Consider the following 18,329-nt stretch of genomic DNA (forward strand, 5'->3'; position numbering starts at 1 on the left):
TATGAGCACTGAACAATCCACACCCCTTGCCGCGCAGGGCAAGCCGGCGTCCCGGGATGGTAAGCGCGGCTGGGGCGGCTGGGTGGCCGGCGCCGCCCTCGCCGCGTTCGCGCTCTTCTTCATCGCGAACTGCCGCGTCGCCCTCGACCCGCGCGTCGCCAACCCGAACGTCCAGGGCCGTCCCCGCCCGGTGAAGTTCATCTTCGGCCTGGACTACATGACGTTCATCCAGATCTCCACCGTGATCATGCTGATCGTGCTGGTCGTGGTGTTCGTCCGGGGCTGGCGCCGCAATCCCGGCAGCCCGGCGATGCTGATGTTCTTGTGCACGACGCTGATCGTGTGGCAGGACCCGATCATGAACTGGTCACCGTTCGCGGTGTACAACCCCGACCTCATCCACTGGCCGGAGTCGTGGCCGCTGGTGTCGCTGTCGCCGACCGTCGAGCCGTTCGTCGTATTCGGTTACGTCACATTCTATTTCGGTCCCTACTTCCCGGGGGTGTGGATCCTGCGCAAGCTGCAGGCCAAGTACGGTCCGCAGTCGTTCGTGTCGCGTCACCCGCTGGTCAGCCTGGGCGTGCTGGTCTGTGCGATCGGCTTCGTGTTCGACGCGTGGCTGGAGATCCAGCTCGTCCACATGGGCATGTACATCTATTCGCAGGTCATCCCGTGGGGGTCGGTGTTCACCGGCACCACGTTCCAGTTTCCGCTGATCTGGGAGTCGTTCTCGGTCACCTTCGTGATGGTGCCCGCGGCGATCCTGTGCTATCGCGACGACACCGGCAAGTCGGTGGCCGAGAAGCTGGCCGCGAAAGCCCGGCTCTTCCCGACTCGCCCGGTGCTCGGCACGTTCCTGGTGATGTTCGTCATCATCAACGTTTCCTACTTCGCCTACGGCACCTGGTTCTGGGTCATCAAGGTCACCCATTCCGCGACGTCGGTCGCGTGCCCCTGGCCGTATCCGGAGGCCAAAGTGTATGACCCGCAAGGCTATTACGAGAAGGCCGGCGCTGCGAGCCCGTTCTCGGTCGGCATCTGGTCGACCTGGGCGAGCGGGGAGCCCAACGGGCGGCCGCACGTCGACCCCCCGCCGCCGGGTGAAGGCGCCTGTGCGACTTCTGCTGCGCCGAGCAAGCATGGGTGAGCCACGCAGCGTCGTCATCACCGGTGCGTCCCGCGGGCTGGGATTCGCCTCGGCCGTGCGCCTCTATCGCGAAGGGTGGCGCGTGGTCGCGGCCATGCGCACACCCGACAGCGGGATGGCGTCGCTGCGCGAGGCGAGCGGGGCCGGAGAAGACGACGCCCGGCTCATCGGCGTGCAGCTCGACCTGCTGGACCCGGCGTCGATCGCCGCGGCGGCCAAGGCGATCGAAGGGGCCGTCGGCGCACCGTATGCCGTGGTGCACAACGCCGGGATCTCCGCGGCCGGCGTGGTGGAGGAGACCGACATCGCGTTGTGGCAGAGGATGTTTGCCACCGCCGTCCTGGGGCCGGTGGAACTCACCAAGGCCTTGTTGCCGTCCATGCGCGCGGCGGGTGAGGGCCGAATCGTGTTGGTAGCCAGCTCGGCCGGGGTCCGCGGCCAGCCCGCCACCGCGCCGTACTCGGCCGCCAAAGGCGCGATGGAGCGGTGGGGCGAATCGCTGGCCGGCGAGATCGCGCCCTTCGGTCTCGGTGTCACGGTGTTGGTCGCCGGCACGTACGACACCGAGATCATCACCGACGCCGGCACCACCGACGACCGCAACTTCGAGGGCCCGTACGCGCGGCTGCACACCACGATGAACACCCGGGGGCGCTTCGCGATGAAAATGGCCCGGCCACCCGAGCGGTTCGCCGACGGCTTGGTCAAGGCACTGGAGGACCGAAAGCCGTTCCGGCGCCGCGGTGTCGGCGCGGACGCCTCGATGCTGTTGGCGCTCAACAGGATCCTCCCGGCGCCCGGCATGCACCACATGTCCCGGGTCGTGCTGGGCATCCCGCGGCAGGGGTCGATGCGGGGCGGGGCGTGGCCGTTGACGGTCACCCAGAAGGCGATGGTGCTGGGCGCGCGCGTCATTCCGCAGCCGCTGCTGCGTCGCTTGGCAAAAAAGGAGCAGTGATGGAACAGCTTTTCGACGACCTGGACGACTTCGGCGCCTTCGACGACGCGATCTCCGGCGACGTGCGCGACCCGTACACCGAACTGGCGCGGCTGCGCCGCGAGGAACCGGTGCAGCGACTCGAGACGTCGGGAGCGCTGCCGCACGAGGAATCGCTGCCGATGTTCATCGTGTACCGCCACGAGGACATCCAGCAGATGCTGCGCGACAACGAGACGTTCTCGTCGGCGGCCGTCATCGCGGCGTTCGGCCCCGTGCTGGGCGAGGGCGTGATGCTGGGCATGGACGAGCCGATCCACGGCCGGCTGCGCTCGCTGGTGTCAAAGGCGTTCTCGCAGAAGTCATTGGCGCGCTGGCAGGACGAGTTGGTCGGCCGCGTGGCCAACGGCCTGATCGACAACTTCGCCCCGAACGGCAAGGCGGACCTGGTCAAGGAGTTCACCTTCGACTACCCGAGCCAGATCATCGCCGGACTGCTGGGCCTGCCGGAAAAGGACTACCCGCAGTTCCAGCGGTGGTCGATCTCGCTGCTGAGTTGGCTGATGAACCCCGAACGCGGGCTCGTCGCCTCGGCCGCCCTGTGCGACTATTTCGCGCCGATCCTCGAGGCCCGCCGGGCCGAACCCAAGGAGGACCTGATCAGCGCGCTCGCCGCCGCCGAGATCGACGGGCAGAAACTCGCGGACGAGGAGATCTTCTCGTTCCTTCGGCTGCTGCTGCCCGCCGGCGTCGAGACGACCTACCGGTCGCTGGGCAGCCTGCTGCTGGCGCTGCTGTCCGATCCCGCGCAGCTGGCCGCCATCCGCGCGGACCGGTCGTTGCTGCCCCAGGCGATCGAGGAGGCCGTGCGGTGGGAGTCCCCGTTGTTGACCATCACCCGCGTGGCGACGCGCGACACCGAACTCGGGGGCGTGGCGATCCCGGCCGGGGCGACGGTGATGCCGATGCTCGGTTCGGCGAACCGGCAAGAGGATCGCTATCCCGATCCGGACACGTTCGACATCTTCCGCGCGCCCAAGAGCCACCTGGGCTGGGGGCACGGCGTGCATGTGTGCCTGGGCATGCACCTCGCGCGGCTGGAGATGCGCACCGCGGTCAACCTGTTGCTGGACCGGCTGCCCAATCTCCGGCTGGACCCCGACGGGGACGACCCGCACATCCGCGGGCAGGTTTTCCGGTCGCCGACGTCGGTGCCGGTGCTGTTCGACCCGCAATAACAGGCCCCGAAAAGGTTGCAGCTTGCCAATCGGCTAGTTTCCAGTAAGGCTCTCCGTAGCCCCTCAAACGACCCAGAAGAGAGTGACAAGTATGACCGAGGCTGTAAAGGTTCGCTTCGAGCCGAAGATGATGATCGACGGCAAGCTCGTCGAGGGCCGGGCCGGCTCCTTCACCAACATCAACCCGGCCACCGAGGAGTCCCTCGGCGAGGTCTCGGACGCCTCGAAGGAGGACATGCACCGGGCCATCGACGCCGCCCGGCGCGCCTTCGACGAGACCGACTGGTCGACCAACAAGGAGCTCCGCAAGCGCTGCCTGTTGCAGCTGCACGACGCGATCGAGTCCGAGAAGGAAGAGCTGCGCGAGGAGCTCATCCTCGAGGTGGGTTCGCCCCGCGCCATCACCTTCGGGCCCCAGCTGGACGCCCCGCTGGCCGACGGGCTGAAGTACCCCGCCCGGCTGATCGACTCGTATGCCTGGGAGACCGACCTCGGCGACCGGGTGATCAGCCTCACCGGCGCGAACACCACCATCAAGGTGTGGCGCGAGCCGGTCGGTGTGGTCGGTGCGATCGTGCCGTGGAACTTCCCGTTCGAGGTCACCCTCAACAAGCTCGGCCAGGCGCTGGGCAGCGGCAACACCGTGGTGCTCAAGCCGGCGCCGAATACGCCGTTCAACGCGAACCGGCTGGGCCGGCTGATCGCGGAGAAGACCGACATCCCCGCCGGCGTCGTCAACGTCGTCACCGCCTCGGATCACTTTGTGGGCGAAGAACTCACGCTGTCGCCGAAGGTCGACCTGATCTCGTTCACCGGCTCGACGGTGGTCGGCAAGCGGATCATGGAAAAGGGCGCCGCCACCATGAAGCGGCTGTTCCTGGAGCTCGGCGGCAAATCGGCCACCATCGTCCTCGAGGACGCGGACTTCGGGACCGCCTGCATGGTCGGCATCGCGCCCTGCATGCACGCCGGCCAGGGTTGCGCCAACCCGACCCGGCTGCTGCTGCCGCGGTCCCGCTACGACGAGGGCGTGGAGATCCTCAAGAACATCTACGAGAACGTGATGCCCGGCGACCCGCAGGACCCCGCCACCCTGTGCGGACCGGTGATCTCGCAGCGCCAGTTCGAGCGGGTGACGGGCTACATCCAGAAGGGTGTCGACGAGGGTGCGACCGCGCTGGTCGGCGGACCCGGCGCCGAGACCGGCTTCGACAAGGGATACTTCATCAGGCCAACGCTTTTCACCAACGTCGACAACAAGATGACCATCGCGCAGGAGGAGATCTTTGGCCCGGTGCTGTCGGTCATCCCGTTCGACGACGAGGAGGACGCGATCCGGATCGCCAACGACAGCGTGTACGGCTTGGCCGGCAACGTGTTCGCTGGTTCGCTCGAGCGCGCGCTGTCGGTGACCCGCCGGATCAAGGCCGGGTTCATGGGCGTCAACGGTGGTGCCGGGTACGCAGCCGACGCCCCGTTCGGCGGCTACAAGGAAAGCGGCATCGGGCGCCAGAACGGCGTCGCCGGGTTCGACCAGTACACCGAGATCAAGTCGGTCGCCTACCCCGCCGGCTAGTTCGTAACGCGTTGCGGCGCAAGACATGACCACCTATGTCTTGGTGCACGGCGGCGGCCATGGTGGCTGGTGCTACCAGGCCGTCGCCCGGCTGTTGCGGTCGCGCGGGCACGAGGTGTACGCGCCGTCGTTGACCGGCCTCGGCGAGCGGGCGCACCTGTTCGCGGCCGATGTCGACCTTGACTGTCACATCACCGACATCGTCAACCTGCTGCACTACGAGGACCTGCGGCAGGCGATCCTGGTCGGTCACAGCTATGGCGGCATGGTGATCACCGGTGCCGCCGACCGCGCCCCCAACCGTGTCGGCCACCTGGTGTACCTGGACGCCGCGACGCCGGCGGACGGCCAGGCACTGACGGACGTGGCCCCGCAGATGATGGCGGCGGCGCGCGCCGACGGCCGCATGGTCGACGGCGTCGAAATGTGCTTGTACCCAACCGATGACACGCTGGCCTATTACGGCGTGTCCGACCCCGACCAGCTCGAGTGGATGCGCGCGCGGCTGACCCCGCACCCGTGGAAGTGTTTCGAGCAGCCCCTGCGGCTCACCGACGAAGCCGCGCTCGCCCGGATCCCGCAATCGCACCTATGCACCACCATGTACATGCGCTGGCGCGACGTCGAGGGCCTGCGGCAGCGGGCCGACGGCCGGCTGTGGGACCTCGACACCGGCCACGACATGATGATCACCGAACCGGACTGGGTCGCCGACAAGCTGCTGTCGGTCGCTGCGGGCCCTCGTAAATCGGCCTCGTGAAAAGGTATGGCAATTTCCGGCACGTCTTTATTGCGCGATGTCCAGCGGTGCCACAAATGGCACCACGCCGTGTGAATCGTATGCAAGCGCATTATTTCGGATTGCGATTGGCCACGAGCCCCACTGACCCGTAGCAGGGCGCCGCGACAGCCAGATTCATTGACTCGCTTGCGGATTGACGATCTCGGTTCGGTGCTGTCAAATTGGTGTACGAATCGATCCTGTGCGGCAGGCGAAAGTAAATTTGTCCAAAAACTCGACATTTTCAATTATAACATTTTTATAACGAGTTCTCGACGGTCGATACCGATATTGCACGCGCGCCCATACCATCTGCCTGTCCTCCCGCATTTTTGGAAATCAGGATTGAATGCCATGTCATTTACGATCGCGACCCCTGAGGCGCTGACGGCGGCGGCTTCGGACCTGGGCGGTATCGGCTCAACGATCCGCGCGGCCAACGCCGCGGCGGCGGCCCCGACCACGCGGGTGGTGGCCGCGGGCGCCGACGAGGTGTCGACGGCCCTCGCGGCGCTGTTTTCCGCGCACGGTCAGCTCTATCAAGCGGCCACCGCGGAGGCGTCGGCGTTCCGCGGCGAGTTCGTGCAGACCCTGGCCGCGGGTGCGGATTCGTATGCCGGCGCGGAGGCCGGCATCGCGGCCGCGCTGAGCCCGCTGCAGGTTGCGGAGCAGGAAGCGTTCGCGTTGATCAACGCTCCCATCCTGACGCTGACCGGACGCCCGCTCATCGGCAACGGGGCCAACGGCGCCCCCGGCACCGGTGCCAACGGCGCGCCCGGCGGGTGGCTGATCGGCAACGGCGGTGCCGGCGGTTCCGGGGCGCCGGGTCAACAGGGCGGCGCCGGCGGGGCCGCCGGCCTGATCGGCACCGGGGGCGCCGGCGGCGCCGGCGGATCCACAGAGTCCGATACCGGGGTCGGCGGGGCGGGCGGCGCCGGGGGTGCCGGCGGGGCCGGGGGGTGGGTGTTCGGCGACGGCGGCGTCGGTGGTCACGGCGGGGCCGCCTTCGGCGGCGATGCCGGCGGCCCAAATCCAGGCGTCGGCGGCGCCGGCGGCGCTGGCGGGATGGGTGGCCTGTTCGGCGCCGGTGGGCCCGGCGGGGCCGGTGGGCTCTCCTCGGACCTGACCGGTGGGGCCGGCGGGGCCGGCGGCGGCGGCGGACTACTCGCCGGGCTGGTCGGCGCCGGTGGCGGGGCCGGTGGCGCGGGCGGCAGCGGCGAGACGGGCGGGCTCGGTGGGGCCGGCGGGGCCGGTGGGCTCGTCGGCGGGTTCGGTGGGTCCGGCGGGTCCGGCGGGCACGGCTTCAATGTCGGCGGGGCCGGCGGGGCCGGTGGCAACGCGGGTCAGCTGTTCGGCACCGGGGGGGCCGGCGGGGCCGGCGGCGTCGGCGAGGCGATCATCGGGGGGGTCGGCGGGAACGGCGGCCACGCCGGGCTGATCTTCGACAGCGGCGGTGTCGGCGGTGCCGGCGGATCCAGCCCGAATGGCGTTGGGGCTGCCGGCGGGGACGGCGGCAACGCCGGCCTGATCAGCTGCGGCGGGATCGGGGGGGCCGGCGGATCCAGCCTGTCCCAGGCCGGCGGGCCCGGCGGGGCCGGCGGCGTGGGCGGCCTCCTGATTGGGGATGCCGGCGCCGGCGGTGCCGGCGGGGAGGGCGCAACGATCGGCGGGGCTGGCGGGTTAGGTGGCAACGCCGTGCTGATCGGCACCGCGGGCAACGGCGGCAACGGTGGGTTCGGGCCGACGATCGGCGGCGCTGGCGCGGGCGGCGTGGTGTCGCCGCTGCAGCCGGCCTTCGACGCGATCAATGCCCCCAGCGAGGCGCTGTTCGGGCGTCCGCTGATCGGCAACGGCGCCAACGCCGCGCCGGGCAGTGGGCTGTCCGGCGGCCCGGGCGGGTTCCTGCTCGGCGATGGCGGGGCCGGTGGGGCCGGCGGGTCCGTCGGGCCGGGGCCGGGCCAAAATGGCGGCGCCGGTGGGGCCTCGGGGCTGTTCGGCACCGGCGGCGCCGGCGGGGCCGGCGCGAACGGAGTGGTGGGAGATGGCGGTGCTGGCGGCGCTGGCGGGGCCGGCGGATTGCTTTCCGGTAATGGCGGGGTCGGCGGGGCCGGCGGGGGGGCGGGCCATTTCCAGTCCAGCGGCGGGGCCGGCGGGCCCGGCGGGGCCGCCGGGCTGCTGGGCTCCTCGGGCGGGGCCGGCGGGGCCGGCGGTATGGCGGTGAACCAGGGCATCGCCGGGGCCGGCGGGGCCGGCGGCGCCGGCGGGCTGCTCGGCGGGCTGGTCGGCGGCGGCGGCGGTGACGGCGGGGCCGGCGGCTTCGGCAGCGCGGGCGGGGCCGGCGGCGCCGGCGGTCCCGGCGGCACGCTGTTCGGCTTCGGCGGTGCGGGCGGTGACGGCGGGGACGGGACCGGGAACGGCCCGTCGCAGGGCGCGGGTAGCGGTGGGGCCGGCGGCCATGCCGGAGTGGTGTTCGGCGCCGGCGGAGTCGGCGGCGCGGGCGGGTCCGGCATTACCAGCAGCGCCGGCGGCAATGGCGGGGCCGGCGGTGACGGCGCGTGGCTGTTCTCCAACGGGGGCGACGGCGGGCCCGGCGGAACCGACACATTCGAGGGAGGCGCCGGTAACGGCGGGCCCGGCGGCGGCGGCGGCCTGCTCAGCAAAGGCGGGATCGGTGGGGCCGGCGGAATGACCCAGTGGGGCACCGGCGGCATCGGCGGGGCCGGCGGCACCGCCGGGCCACTGGTGGGCACCGGCGGGGCCGGCGGTGCGGGGGGAGACAGCTTCCGGGACGGCGGGGGCGCCGGAGGGTCCGGTGGTAATTCCGTGCTGATCGGCACCGGCGGCAACGGCGGCAACGGCGGTTTCGGCGGATATGCCACGGGCGGCTCCGGCGCCGGCGGCACCGCGCTGGGGTTGGGCGTCAACGGGCCCAGCGGGTTGCCGTAGCCGGCGGGGCTCGGCCAGGGCCTGCGCCCGACCCCGCCCTCCGGCCACCCAACGCGTTGGTTGACAATCGACGCAAGGTCCTAAGTCAAAGGAGACACAACATGCCTGAAGCCGTCATCGTCGAGGCAGTCCGCTCACCGATCGGGAAGCGCAACGGCGGGCTGTCCGGGGTGCACCCGGCCGACCTGTCCGCGCAGGTCCTCAACGGGCTGGTCGACAAGACCGGCATCGACCCCGGGATCGTCGACGACGTGATCTGGGGCTGCGTCATGCAGGCCGGCGAGCAGGCCCTCGACATCGGCCGCACCGCGCTGCTGACGGCCGGGTGGCCCGAGACCGTCCCGGGCGTGACCGTCGACCGCCAGTGCGGGTCGAGCCAGCAGTCCATCCACTTCGCCGCGGCCGGCGTGGTCGCCGGCCACTACGACGTCGTCGTCGCCGGCGGCGTCGAGTCGATGTCGCGGACCCCGATGGGCGCGTCGCTGGCCAACGGCGGCCGGCCGTACCCCGAGGCGTTCATGACCCGCTACGAGGGCCAGGTCCCCAACCAGGGCATCGGCGCCGAGATGATCGCCGAGCAGTGGGGGCTGAGCCGCACCGCGCTCGACGAGTTCTCGCTGGGCTCGCACGAAAAGGCCGCCGCCGCACAGGATTCCGGCGCGTTCGATGACCAGATCGTGGGCATCAAGGACCAGGACGGCAACGTCGTGCTCAAGGACGAGGGCATCCGGCGCGGCACCCCGATGGAGAAGATGGCGTCGCTGAAGCCGGCGTTCAAGGAGGACGGCGTGATCCACGCCGGCAACTCCTCGCAGATCTCCGACGGGTCGGCCGCCATCCTGTTCATGTCCGCGGAGAAGGCAAAGTCGTTGGGCCTCAAGCCGATCGCCAAGGTGCACACCGCGACGCTGGCCGGGGCCAACCCGGTGATCATGCTGACCGCGCCGATCCCGGCCACCCAGAAGGTGCTGAAGCGCTCCGGCCTCTCCATCGACGACATCGGCGCCTACGAGGTCAACGAGGCGTTCGCCCCGGTTCCGATGGCGTGGCTCAAGGACATCGGCGCCGACGAGAAGAAGCTCAACCCCAACGGCGGCGCCATCGCGCTGGGCCACCCGCTCGGCGGCTCGGGCGCGCGCCTGATGACCACGCTGCTCTACCACATGCGCGACAAGGGAATTCGCTACGGGCTGCAGACCATGTGCGAGGGTGGCGGCCAGGCCAACGCCACCATCGTGGAACTGCTGTGACGGAAGCTGATACCTCTGAGAAGGGGGCCCTGGCCGAGCGCCGGGGCAACGTGATGGTGATAACCATCAACCGGCCGGAAGCCCGCAACGCGGTGAACGCCGCCGTCAGCATCGGCCTCGGGGACGCGCTGGAGGAGGCGCAGCGCGACCCCGAGGTGCGGGCGGTGGTGGTCACCGGCGCCGGCGACAAGTCGTTCTGCGCCGGGGCCGACCTCAAGGCGATCGCGCGCCGGGAGAACCTCTATCACCCCGACCATCCCGAGTGGGGGTTCGCCGGCTACGTCCACCACTTCGTCGACAAGCCGACGATCGCGGCGGTCAACGGCACCGCCCTGGGCGGCGGCACCGAGCTGGCGCTGGCCAGCGACCTGGTGGTCGCCGACGAGCGGGCCAAGTTCGGCCTGCCGGAGGTCAAGCGCGGGCTGATCGCGGCCGCCGGCGGCGTGTTCCGCATCGTCGACCAGCTGCCCCGCAAGGTGGCGATGGAGCTGCTGTTGACCGGCGAGCCGATCACCGCGTCGGACGCCCTCGAGTGGGGCCTGATCAACCAGGTCGTCGCGGAGGGCTCGGTGCTCGACGCGGCGCTGGCGCTGGCCGCGCGGGTGACCGTCAACGCCCCGCTGTCGGTGCAGGCCAGCAAGCGCATCGCCTACGGGGCCGACGACGGGGTGATCGGCGACGAGGAGCCGGGCTGGGAGCGCACGATGCAGGAGATGCGGACCCTGATCCGCTCGGAGGACGCCAAGGAGGGGCCGTTGGCGTTCGCCGAGAAGCGCGAGCCGGTCTGGAAGGCGCGCTAGCGCGCGAGGACGTTCACGCCCCACCGGAACACCGGGGGCAGTGCCGAGGCCGCCGGCACGATCGCGCGGCGGGCCACCGGCGGCGCGCTGGCCAGCACCAGCGCGCGGGTGAGCAGCCGGTAGTTGCGGGTGATCCGGTGCCACGCCGCCTCGTAGGACGCCGGCGCGTCGTCGACGATGGCGTCGACGGCCGCGGCCGCCTGCTTGACCGCGAGGCTGATGCCCTCGCCGGTCAGCGCGTCCTCGTATCCGGCGGCGTCGCCGACCAGCAGCACCCGTCCCGCGACGCGGCGCGAAACCACTTGGCGCAGCGGGCCACAGCCGCGGGCCGGCCCGCGCCCGGCGCCGTCCAGTTGCCGGGCCAGCCACGGGAACCAGGACAGGTCGGGTCGCCCGCCGGACAGGATGGCGACGCCGACCAGGTCGGGCTCCACCGGCGTCACGTATGCCTCACCCCACCGCGACCAGTGCACCTCGACGAACTCCGACCACGCCGGCGCCCGAAAGTGCCACCGCACGCCGTGGCGGCGCGGTGCCCCGGCCGTCGCCTCGATGCCGACGGCGCGGCGCACCGGCGAATGCAGCCCGTCGGCGGCCACCAACCATTTCGCGCGCACGCCCGCAGCCGTCACGCCGTGCGCGTCCTGCGCGACGCTGGTCACCCGCGCCCGAATCCATTCGGTGTCTTGCTCTTTGGCCCGCGCCGCCAGCGCCGCGTGCAACGTGGTGCGTCGGACGCCGCGGCCCGGACCGCCGCGAAACCTCGCTTCGGCTCTGCGGTGTTCGCTGACATAGGCGATCCCGCGGAAGGGCATGCCGGCCGGGTCCACGCCCAGCGCCGTCAGCTCGGCCAAACCGCCGGGCATCAGCCCCTCGCCGCACGCCTTGTCGATCGGGCCGTCGCGCGGTTCGGCCACGATCACCGACAGGCCGTGCCGCCGCGCCTGCAACGCGGTGGCCAGGCCCCCCGGTCCGCCGCCCACGACCAGCAGATCGGCGTCGTAGTCGGTCACGTGTATCCCAACGCGGAGTTCTCCACCCGCAGCCGCACCCACAGCACCGCCGCGTTGGCCAGCGTGAAGGCGAGCGCGGTCAACCACGCGGTGTGTACCAGCGGCAACGCGAACCCTTCGGCCACCACAGCAACATAGTTCGGGTGGTGCAGCCACCGGTAGGGGCCCCGGCGCACCAGCGGCGCGTCCGGCACTACGATCACCCGGGTGTTCCACCGGCGGCCCAGCGTCCTGATGCACCACCAGCGCAGCAGCTGGCTGGCCGCCACCACCGCCAGCATCGGCCAACCCAGCCAGGGCAGGAACGGCCGGTGCAGGGCCCACGGCTCGACGGCGCAGCCGATCAGCAGCGCGGTGTGGATGGCGACCATCGCCACGTAGTGGGGGCGGCCAAACTCCTTGGCGCCCTGGTCAAAAGACCACTGCGCGTTGCGCTTGGACACCACCAGCTCGACGAGGCGCTCCACCCCGACCGCCAGGATCAGCAGGTAATACATGGCTACAGTCTTTACCAGCCCTACCAGGCCAGCAGCACCAGCTCGGAGCAAAAGGCCGGGCCCATCGCGATCATCAGCCCGATCGACCCCGGCGCCGGCGGGTCGGCCATGTTGGCCCGCAGCACGTCCAGGACCGACACCGACGACAGGTTCCCGTTGGCGCGCAGGGAGTTTCGCGTGTGGTCCAGGGCGTCGCCGGGCAGGTCCAGGACGCTCTCGACGGCCTCGATCACCCGCGGCCCGCCGGGGTGGCACACCCAGGTCGAGACGTCCTGGGGGGCCAGGCCGTGGTCGGCCAGGAAGTTGCGGACGTCGTCGCCGAGGTATTTCTCGGTGATGGTGGCGACGTCGACCGACAGCACGATCCGAAAGCCGTCGCTGCCGATCTTCCAGCCCATGACGTCTTCGGTGTCGGGGTAGATGCGGCTGCGGGTCGCCAGCACCCGGGGGCCGGTGGCGTGCCGGTGGGCGCCCTTGGCGATGACGGCGGCCGCGCCGTCACCAAACAGGCTGGTGGCGACCAGGTTTGCCACCGAGTTGTCGCGCGGCTGAATGGTCAGCGAGCACAGTTCGACGGCCAGCAGCGCCGCCACCTGGTCGGGGAAGGCCCGCAGGTAATCGTGCATGCGGGCCACCCCGGCCGCGCCGGCGACGCAGCCCAGCCCGAACAGCGGGATGCGTTTGACGTCCTGGCGCAGCCCGACCCGGTTGGCCAGGCGCGCCTCCAGCGTCGGCACCGCCAGCCCGGTGACGGTCGTGGAAAACACGATGTCGACCTCCGACGGCTTGACCTTCGCCTGGTCGAGCGCGGCGAGGAACGCCTGCTCGGCCAGGCCGAGCGCGGTGTCGACGTAGGTGTCGTTCGCCTCGGTGAACCCGCTGAGCTCGCCGTAGCGCGACAGCGGCAGCGCGATGTTGCGGAACTCGACCCCGCTGCTGTCGGCGAACCGCCGAAATTCCGGGCCGGCGAAGCCGCTCAGCGCGCGGGCGGCCTCGTCCTGCCGGTACCGGTGCGGTGGGAATGTGACGGCAACGCCCGAGACGGACGGATAGATGGTTGATGTTGATGTTGGTGTGGCACTCACGCATGCGGAACTGCCCCCGATGATCTCCTCCATGCCCTGCTCACGGTGCCGGCACCGCATCGGTTCAAAAGGCTGGTTAGTGTCGGGTGTATGCGGATTCTCGTCACCGGCGCCACCGGGTATGTCGGATCGCGGCTGGTCACCGCGCTCTTGGCCAACGGCCACCAGGTCGTCACCGCCACCCGAAACACGAAGCGGCTCAAGGGTTTCGGCTGGTTCTACGACGTCGCACCCGTCACCCTGGACGTGTCGGATCCGGCGTCGGCGCGGGCGGGGATGGACGCCGCCGGCCCGGTCGACGTGGTGTATTACCTGGTGCACGCGATCGGCCAGCCCGGCTTCCGTGACGCCGACCGGGTCGCGGCGGCAAACCTCGCGGAGGCGGCGCGGGGCGCGGGCGTGCGGCGCATCGTCTATCTGGGCGGCTTCGTGCCGGCCGACGAGGCCCTGTCCGAGCACCTGACCAGCCGGGCCGAGGTGGCCGAGGCCCTGACGGTCGAGGACGGCCCGGAACTGGTGTGGCTGGGCGCGGCGATGATCATCGGGGCCGGCTCGACGTCGTTCGAGATGATGCGCTACGTGGCGGACCGGTTCCCGCTGCTCCCTGTCCCGAACTGGATGGACAACCCGATCGACCCGATCTCCATCCGCGACGTGCTGCACTACCTCGTCGCCGCGGCCGACCCGGACGGGGTGCCCGCCGGCGCCTACGACATTTCCGGGCCCACCACCACGTCCTACCGGGGCCTGCTCAAGACGTACGCGCGGCTGTCGGGCAGGTGGCACGCCGGCCTGCCGGTCGGCAGGGTCGACACGGGTCTGGCCTCGCTGGTCACCGGGGTCGCGCTGCCGGTGCCGCCGGGCCTGGCGGCCGATCTGGTCGAGTCGCTGGACCATCCGATGGTGGCGTCCGTCAGCGGCCTGCGCGATCGGGTGCCCGACCCGCCCGGGGGACTGCTCGGCGTCGAGGACGCGATCACCTTGGCGCTGGCCGGAACCGGCGGCCGCCCGCGTCCGGTGAACGAGCTGACCGACCCCCATCAGCTGGCCGACAGCGATCCCGGGTGGGCCGGCGGAGACGCCCTGCGCATCCGCCGGCTCGCTCGCGCGATCACCCCCCGCATCGCGCGTCCCACCCTGCGGCTGGTCGACAGCGTGCCCGGCCCGCTGGCGGGCGCGCTGCGCACCGGCCTGGACATCGTGGCGGCGCTGAACGCGAAGGTCCGCCCGGCATGAGCCGGCCGGTGGCCCCGTACCGCGCCGGCGTGGCCGCCGAATTGTGGCGCGCGATCACCAATGTCGCTGTGCCCCATAACGAACCGCCCGGCGTGGTGCGGCGCCGGCGCGTCGTCGTCGCCGTCACGCTGGTGATCGGCGCGGTGGTGCTGGGGTTCTCGATGCGCCGCCACCCGGGCGAGTCGAGCTTCTACTGGCTGACCCTGGCGCTGGCCGGGGTGTGGATCGTCGGCGGATTCGCCTCGGGCCCTTTGCATCTGGGCGGCATCTGCTGGCGCGGGCGCAACCAGCGGCCCGTCATTACCGGGACGACCGTCGGGCTGCTGCTGGGCGGCGCCTTCGTGGTGGGCGGCCTGGTCGCCCGCGAGATCCCGCCCGTCGCGGCGCTGATCGCCCGGGTGCTGGCGTTCGCCCATCAGGGCTCGTTCCTGCTGATCGTGGTGATCACCGTGGTCAACGGCATCGCCGAGGAGATCTTCTTCCGCGGCGCGCTCTACACCGCGCTGGGCCGCCACCGCCCGGTGGTCATCTCCACGCTGCTGTACATCTGCGCGACCCTGGCCAGCGGCAACCCGATGCTGGGCTTCGCCGCGATCATCCTGGGGACGGTGTGCGCGCTGGAACGCCGCGCCAGCGGCGGGGTGCTGGCGCCGGTGCTGACGCACTTCGTCTGGGGCCTGGTGATGGTGCTCGCCCTGCCCCCGCTGTTCGGCGTGTGACGCCTACGAGTCGGTGAAGTTGGGGGCGCGGCGCTGCTGGAAAGCCGTTGCGCCCTCGAGGAAGTCGTGCGACACCAGCAGGCGCGACTGGCCTTCGAACTCGCGCTGAAGCGCGGCGTCCAGTTCGGTGAGCGTCGCCGCGTTGATCGCCTGCTTGGTCTTGGCGAAGGCCACCGCCGGGCCCGCCAGCAACCGCTCGATCACCTTGTCCACCTCGGCGTCGAAGTCGGCGGCCGGGTAGACGGCGGTCACCAGGCCGGCGGCCAGCGCGTCGGCGGCCGGCAGCCGCTCGGCCAGCAGCGCCATGCGCATCGCGCGGATGCGGCCGATCGCCGCGGCGATCAAGGCCGAGGCGCCGCCGTCGGGCATCAACCCGATCTTGGTGAACGCGAGCAGGAAAAACGCTGCGTCGGAAGCCAATACGACGTCGCAGGCCAGCGCGATGGACACGCCGACGCCGGCCGCCGGCCCCTGCACCACCGCGACCACCGGGTGCGGCGACGCGGCGATCGCGCGCACCAGCCGGTTGATCTCCAGGATGATCTGGTCCGGCGGGACCCCGCCGCCGCCGGACATGTCGTCGGCGCCGATGCCCGCGCCCGAGCAGAAGCCGCGACCGGCGCCGCCGAGGCGCACCACCTTGACCGCGGGGTCGGTGGCCGCGCGTTCCATCGCGTCGGCGAGCCCGGTGATCACGGGAATGGTCAACGAGTTCAGGCTGTCGGGTCGGTCGATGGTCACCGACAGCACACCGTCGCTCAGGGTGACGTCGAGACCGGCGACGGGGGACAACGTGTCGATCGCGGGTTGCGGCATGGGCTCACCATAGGTGACCGGGGTGCGGGGCCGCCGGGGGCGGCTGCGAAGATGCGAAGCGAACGGGCTGTCGAAACAGACGAGTGCGGACGAAAGGTCGGGAGATCGTGGCGGGACCGCTGAAGGGACTTCGGGTTGTCGAGCTGGCCGGCATCGGGCCGGGACCGCATGCCGCGATGATCCTGGGGGATCTGGGCGCCGACGTGGTGCGCATCGACCGGCCCTCTGCCGGTCCGGGCGGTGTCGCGAAGGACGCCATGATGCGCAACCGGCGCGTCGTGACGGCCGACCTCAAATCCGACGAGGGACGCGCGCTCGTGCTCAAGCTCATCGCCAAGGCCGACGTGTTGATCGAGGGCTACCGGCCCGGCGTCACCGAGCGGCTCGGCCTCGGCCCCGAGGACTGCGCGAAGGTCAACGACCGGCTGGTCTACGCCCGGATGACCGGCTGGGGGCAGGCCGGCCCGCGCAGCCAGCAGGCGGGCCACGACATCAACTACATCTCGCTGAACGGCATCCTGCACTCGATCGGCCGGGTCAACGAGCGCCCGGTGCCGCCGCTGAACCTGGTCGGCGACTTCGGCGGCGGCTCGATGTTCCTGCTGGTCGGCATCCTGTCGGCGCTGTGGGAGCGGCAGAGCTCCGGCAAGGGTCAGGTGATCGACGCCGCGATGGTCGACGGGTCGAGCGTGCTGATCCAGATGATGTGGCAGATGCGGGCCTCGGGCATGTGGACCGACACCCGCGGCACCAACCTGCTCGACGGCGGCGCCCCCTACTACGACACCTACGAGTGCGCCGACGGCCGCTACGTCGCCGTCGGCGCCATCGAGCCCCAGTTCTACGCCGCCATGCTGGCCGGGCTGGGCCTAGAGGGCGCCGACCTGCCGGGGCAGAACGACGTCACCCGCTGGCCCGAACTGCGAGCGGTGCTCACGGAGAAGTTCGCCAGCCGCGACCGCGACCACTGGGCCAAGGTGTTCGCCGACTCCGACGCCTGCGTCACGCCGGTGCTGGCCTTCGGCGAGGTGCACACCGAGCCGCACATCACCGAGCGCAACACCTTCTACGAGGTGAACGGGGGCCTGCAGCCGCTGCCGGCGCCGCGGTTCTCGCGCACCGCGCCGGACACGCCCCGCCCGGCGGCGCCGGCGACCGACGTCGAGGCGGTCCTGCAGGACTGGGTATAGTCCCCAACCAACTGGTTGGCTGGACAAGAGGGAAGGACTCGCATGGAGATCAAGGACGCCGTAGCCGTCGTCACCGGGGGAGCGTCGGGGCTGGGCCTGGCCACCACCAAGCGGCTGCTCGACCGAGGCGCGCAGGTCGTCGTGCTCGACCTCCGCGGGGAGGAAGCGGTCCGCGAGCTGGGCGAGCGCGCGCGCTTCGTCGAGGCCGACGTCACCGACGAGGCCGCCGTCGGCAAGGCGCTGGACGCCGCGGAGGCGATGGGCACGCTGCGCATCAACGTCAACTGCGCCGGGATCGGCAACGCCATCAAGACCCTGTCCAAGGACGGCCCGTTCCCGCTGGACGGGTTCAAGAAGGTGATCGGGGTCAACCTGATCGGCACGTTCAACGTGCTGCGGCTGGCCGCCGAGCGCATCGCCAAGACCGAGCCGATCGGCGAGGAGCGTGGCGTCATCATCAACACCGCCTCGGTCGCCGCGTTCGAGGGCCAGATCGGCCAGGCCGCCTACTCGGCATCCAAGGGCGGCGTGGTGGGCATGACGCTGCCGATCGCGCGCGACCTGTCGCGCGAGCTCATCCGCGTGGTGACCATCGCGCCGGGGCTGTTCAAGACCCCGCTGCTGGGTTCGCTGCCCGAGGAGGCCCAGAAATCGCTGGGCAAGCAGGTGCCGCACCCGGCCCGCCTGGGCGATCCCGACGAGTACGGCGCGCTGGCCGTGCACATCGTCGAAAATCCGATGCTCAACGGCGAGGTCATCCGCCTCGACGGCGCCATCCGCATGGCGCCGCGCTGACACACGGCTGAGACACGAAAGCCCCCCGCTTTGCGGGGGGCTTTCGGATCGAGAAGAACCTATCGATGGAACCATCGGGTGATCGCGGGTTCGGCCATCAGCAGCCGTGCAATGACGCTCATGGCGGTCAGCTTGCCGTAGGCAGCGGGTGCGGGTCTTCGAACTGCTCGGAGGTCTCGCCTTCCACCAGCATGTCGCCGTGGTAAAGGGCCTCGAAGTCAGCCTTGATGACGTCGGCACTCGAGTCGTCGATCCACATGACACTGAGCGTATGGGTCTGTCCTAAGGAATCTTTGAGTCACG

At 70.9% G+C, this 18,329-nt stretch carries 17 protein-coding genes; 12 read left to right on the top strand and 5 right to left on the bottom strand.

Features of this window, described 5'->3' with window-relative positions; translation table 11 throughout:
• Position 1: 1 nt before the first annotated feature.
• From AC5Y4Z_RS03850 to AC5Y4Z_RS03885, 8 genes are all read left to right on the top strand, one after another.
• On the top strand, positions 2-1,147 hold the full coding sequence (locus AC5Y4Z_RS03850; protein WP_499961012.1) for a spirocyclase AveC family protein: 1,146 nt from the start codon (positions 2-4) through the stop codon (positions 1,145-1,147).
• Positions 1,140-2,105, top strand: coding sequence for an SDR family NAD(P)-dependent oxidoreductase (locus AC5Y4Z_RS03855; protein WP_499961013.1), 966 nt, complete (start codon positions 1,140-1,142; stop codon positions 2,103-2,105). The genes AC5Y4Z_RS03850 and AC5Y4Z_RS03855 overlap by 8 nt, the downstream gene beginning before the upstream one ends.
• Complete coding sequence (locus AC5Y4Z_RS03860; RefSeq protein WP_499961014.1) at positions 2,105-3,322, top strand: cytochrome P450; 1,218 nt, start codon at positions 2,105-2,107, stop codon at positions 3,320-3,322. The genes AC5Y4Z_RS03855 and AC5Y4Z_RS03860 overlap by 1 nt, the downstream gene beginning before the upstream one ends.
• A gap of 91 nt (positions 3,323-3,413) precedes the next feature.
• A complete protein-coding gene (locus tag AC5Y4Z_RS03865; RefSeq protein WP_499961015.1) occupies positions 3,414-4,898 on the top strand; it encodes an aldehyde dehydrogenase family protein in 1,485 nt (494 codons plus the stop codon).
• A 25-nt stretch (positions 4,899-4,923) separates the two neighbouring features.
• Positions 4,924-5,658 carry an alpha/beta hydrolase gene (locus tag AC5Y4Z_RS03870; protein WP_499961016.1) on the top strand — a complete coding sequence of 245 codons (735 nt, stop codon included), beginning with the start codon at positions 4,924-4,926 and terminating at the stop codon, positions 5,656-5,658.
• Positions 5,659-6,033: 375 nt separating this feature from the next.
• Positions 6,034-8,625 (top strand): PE family protein, encoded by a 2,592-nt coding sequence (locus AC5Y4Z_RS03875; RefSeq protein ID WP_499961017.1) that lies wholly within the window; start codon positions 6,034-6,036, stop codon positions 8,623-8,625.
• A 101-nt stretch (positions 8,626-8,726) separates the two neighbouring features.
• Positions 8,727-9,875 (top strand): thiolase family protein, encoded by a 1,149-nt coding sequence (locus AC5Y4Z_RS03880; RefSeq protein ID WP_499961018.1) that lies wholly within the window; start codon positions 8,727-8,729, stop codon positions 9,873-9,875.
• Positions 9,872-10,675 (top strand): crotonase/enoyl-CoA hydratase family protein, encoded by an 804-nt coding sequence (locus AC5Y4Z_RS03885; protein ID WP_499961019.1) that lies wholly within the window; start codon positions 9,872-9,874, stop codon positions 10,673-10,675. Before AC5Y4Z_RS03880 ends, AC5Y4Z_RS03885 begins: the two co-directional genes overlap by 4 nt.
• Here AC5Y4Z_RS03885 and AC5Y4Z_RS03890 read toward each other — a convergent pair.
• Genes AC5Y4Z_RS03890 through AC5Y4Z_RS03900 form a run of 3 tightly spaced genes read right to left on the bottom strand, consistent with a single transcriptional unit; the run spans position 10,672 to position 13,330 of the window.
• Positions 10,672-11,688, bottom strand: a complete 1,017-nt coding sequence (locus tag AC5Y4Z_RS03890; protein WP_499961020.1) for an NAD(P)/FAD-dependent oxidoreductase — start codon at positions 11,686-11,688, stop codon at positions 10,672-10,674. The two genes, AC5Y4Z_RS03885 and AC5Y4Z_RS03890, sit on opposite strands and share 4 nt — an antisense overlap.
• Positions 11,685-12,185, bottom strand: coding sequence for an isoprenylcysteine carboxyl methyltransferase family protein (locus AC5Y4Z_RS03895; protein WP_499961021.1), 501 nt, complete (start codon positions 12,183-12,185; stop codon positions 11,685-11,687). Before AC5Y4Z_RS03895 ends, AC5Y4Z_RS03890 begins: the two co-directional genes overlap by 4 nt.
• 20 nt (positions 12,186-12,205) lie before the next feature.
• Positions 12,206-13,330, bottom strand: coding sequence for a type III polyketide synthase (locus AC5Y4Z_RS03900; protein ID WP_499961022.1), 1,125 nt, complete (start codon positions 13,328-13,330; stop codon positions 12,206-12,208).
• A 30-nt stretch (positions 13,331-13,360) separates the two neighbouring features.
• Here AC5Y4Z_RS03900 and AC5Y4Z_RS03905 point away from each other — a divergent pair, with 30 nt between their 5' ends.
• Together AC5Y4Z_RS03905 and AC5Y4Z_RS03910 are read left to right on the top strand one after the other, a co-directional pair.
• On the top strand, positions 13,361-14,506 hold the full coding sequence (locus tag AC5Y4Z_RS03905) for an NAD(P)H-binding protein (RefSeq protein ID WP_499961023.1): 1,146 nt from the start codon (positions 13,361-13,363) through the stop codon (positions 14,504-14,506).
• Positions 14,503-15,225: a CPBP family intramembrane glutamic endopeptidase gene (locus AC5Y4Z_RS03910; RefSeq protein ID WP_499961024.1), complete on the top strand. Its 723-nt coding sequence runs from the start codon at positions 14,503-14,505 to the stop codon at positions 15,223-15,225. The genes AC5Y4Z_RS03905 and AC5Y4Z_RS03910 overlap by 4 nt, the downstream gene beginning before the upstream one ends.
• Positions 15,226-15,228: 3 nt before the next feature.
• On the opposite strand, the gene AC5Y4Z_RS03915 is transcribed toward AC5Y4Z_RS03910, so the two are convergent.
• Positions 15,229-16,041, bottom strand: a complete 813-nt coding sequence (locus AC5Y4Z_RS03915) for an enoyl-CoA hydratase (protein WP_499961025.1) — start codon at positions 16,039-16,041, stop codon at positions 15,229-15,231.
• Between the two features lie 107 nt (positions 16,042-16,148).
• Here AC5Y4Z_RS03915 and AC5Y4Z_RS03920 point away from each other — a divergent pair, with 107 nt between their 5' ends.
• Positions 16,149-17,231: a CaiB/BaiF CoA transferase family protein gene (locus AC5Y4Z_RS03920; protein ID WP_499961026.1), complete on the top strand. Its 1,083-nt coding sequence runs from the start codon at positions 16,149-16,151 to the stop codon at positions 17,229-17,231.
• A 42-nt stretch (positions 17,232-17,273) separates the two neighbouring features.
• On the top strand, positions 17,274-18,026 hold the full coding sequence (locus AC5Y4Z_RS03925; RefSeq protein ID WP_499961027.1) for a 3-hydroxyacyl-CoA dehydrogenase: 753 nt from the start codon (positions 17,274-17,276) through the stop codon (positions 18,024-18,026).
• Between the two features lie 127 nt (positions 18,027-18,153).
• Here the strand turns inward: AC5Y4Z_RS03925 and AC5Y4Z_RS03930 are convergent, their stop codons facing one another.
• On the bottom strand, positions 18,154-18,285 hold the full coding sequence (locus tag AC5Y4Z_RS03930) for a hypothetical protein (RefSeq protein ID WP_499961028.1): 132 nt from the start codon (positions 18,283-18,285) through the stop codon (positions 18,154-18,156).
• Positions 18,286-18,329: the final 44 nt, after the last annotated feature.

Source organism: Mycobacterium sp. NGS63, from assembly GCF_059812295.1.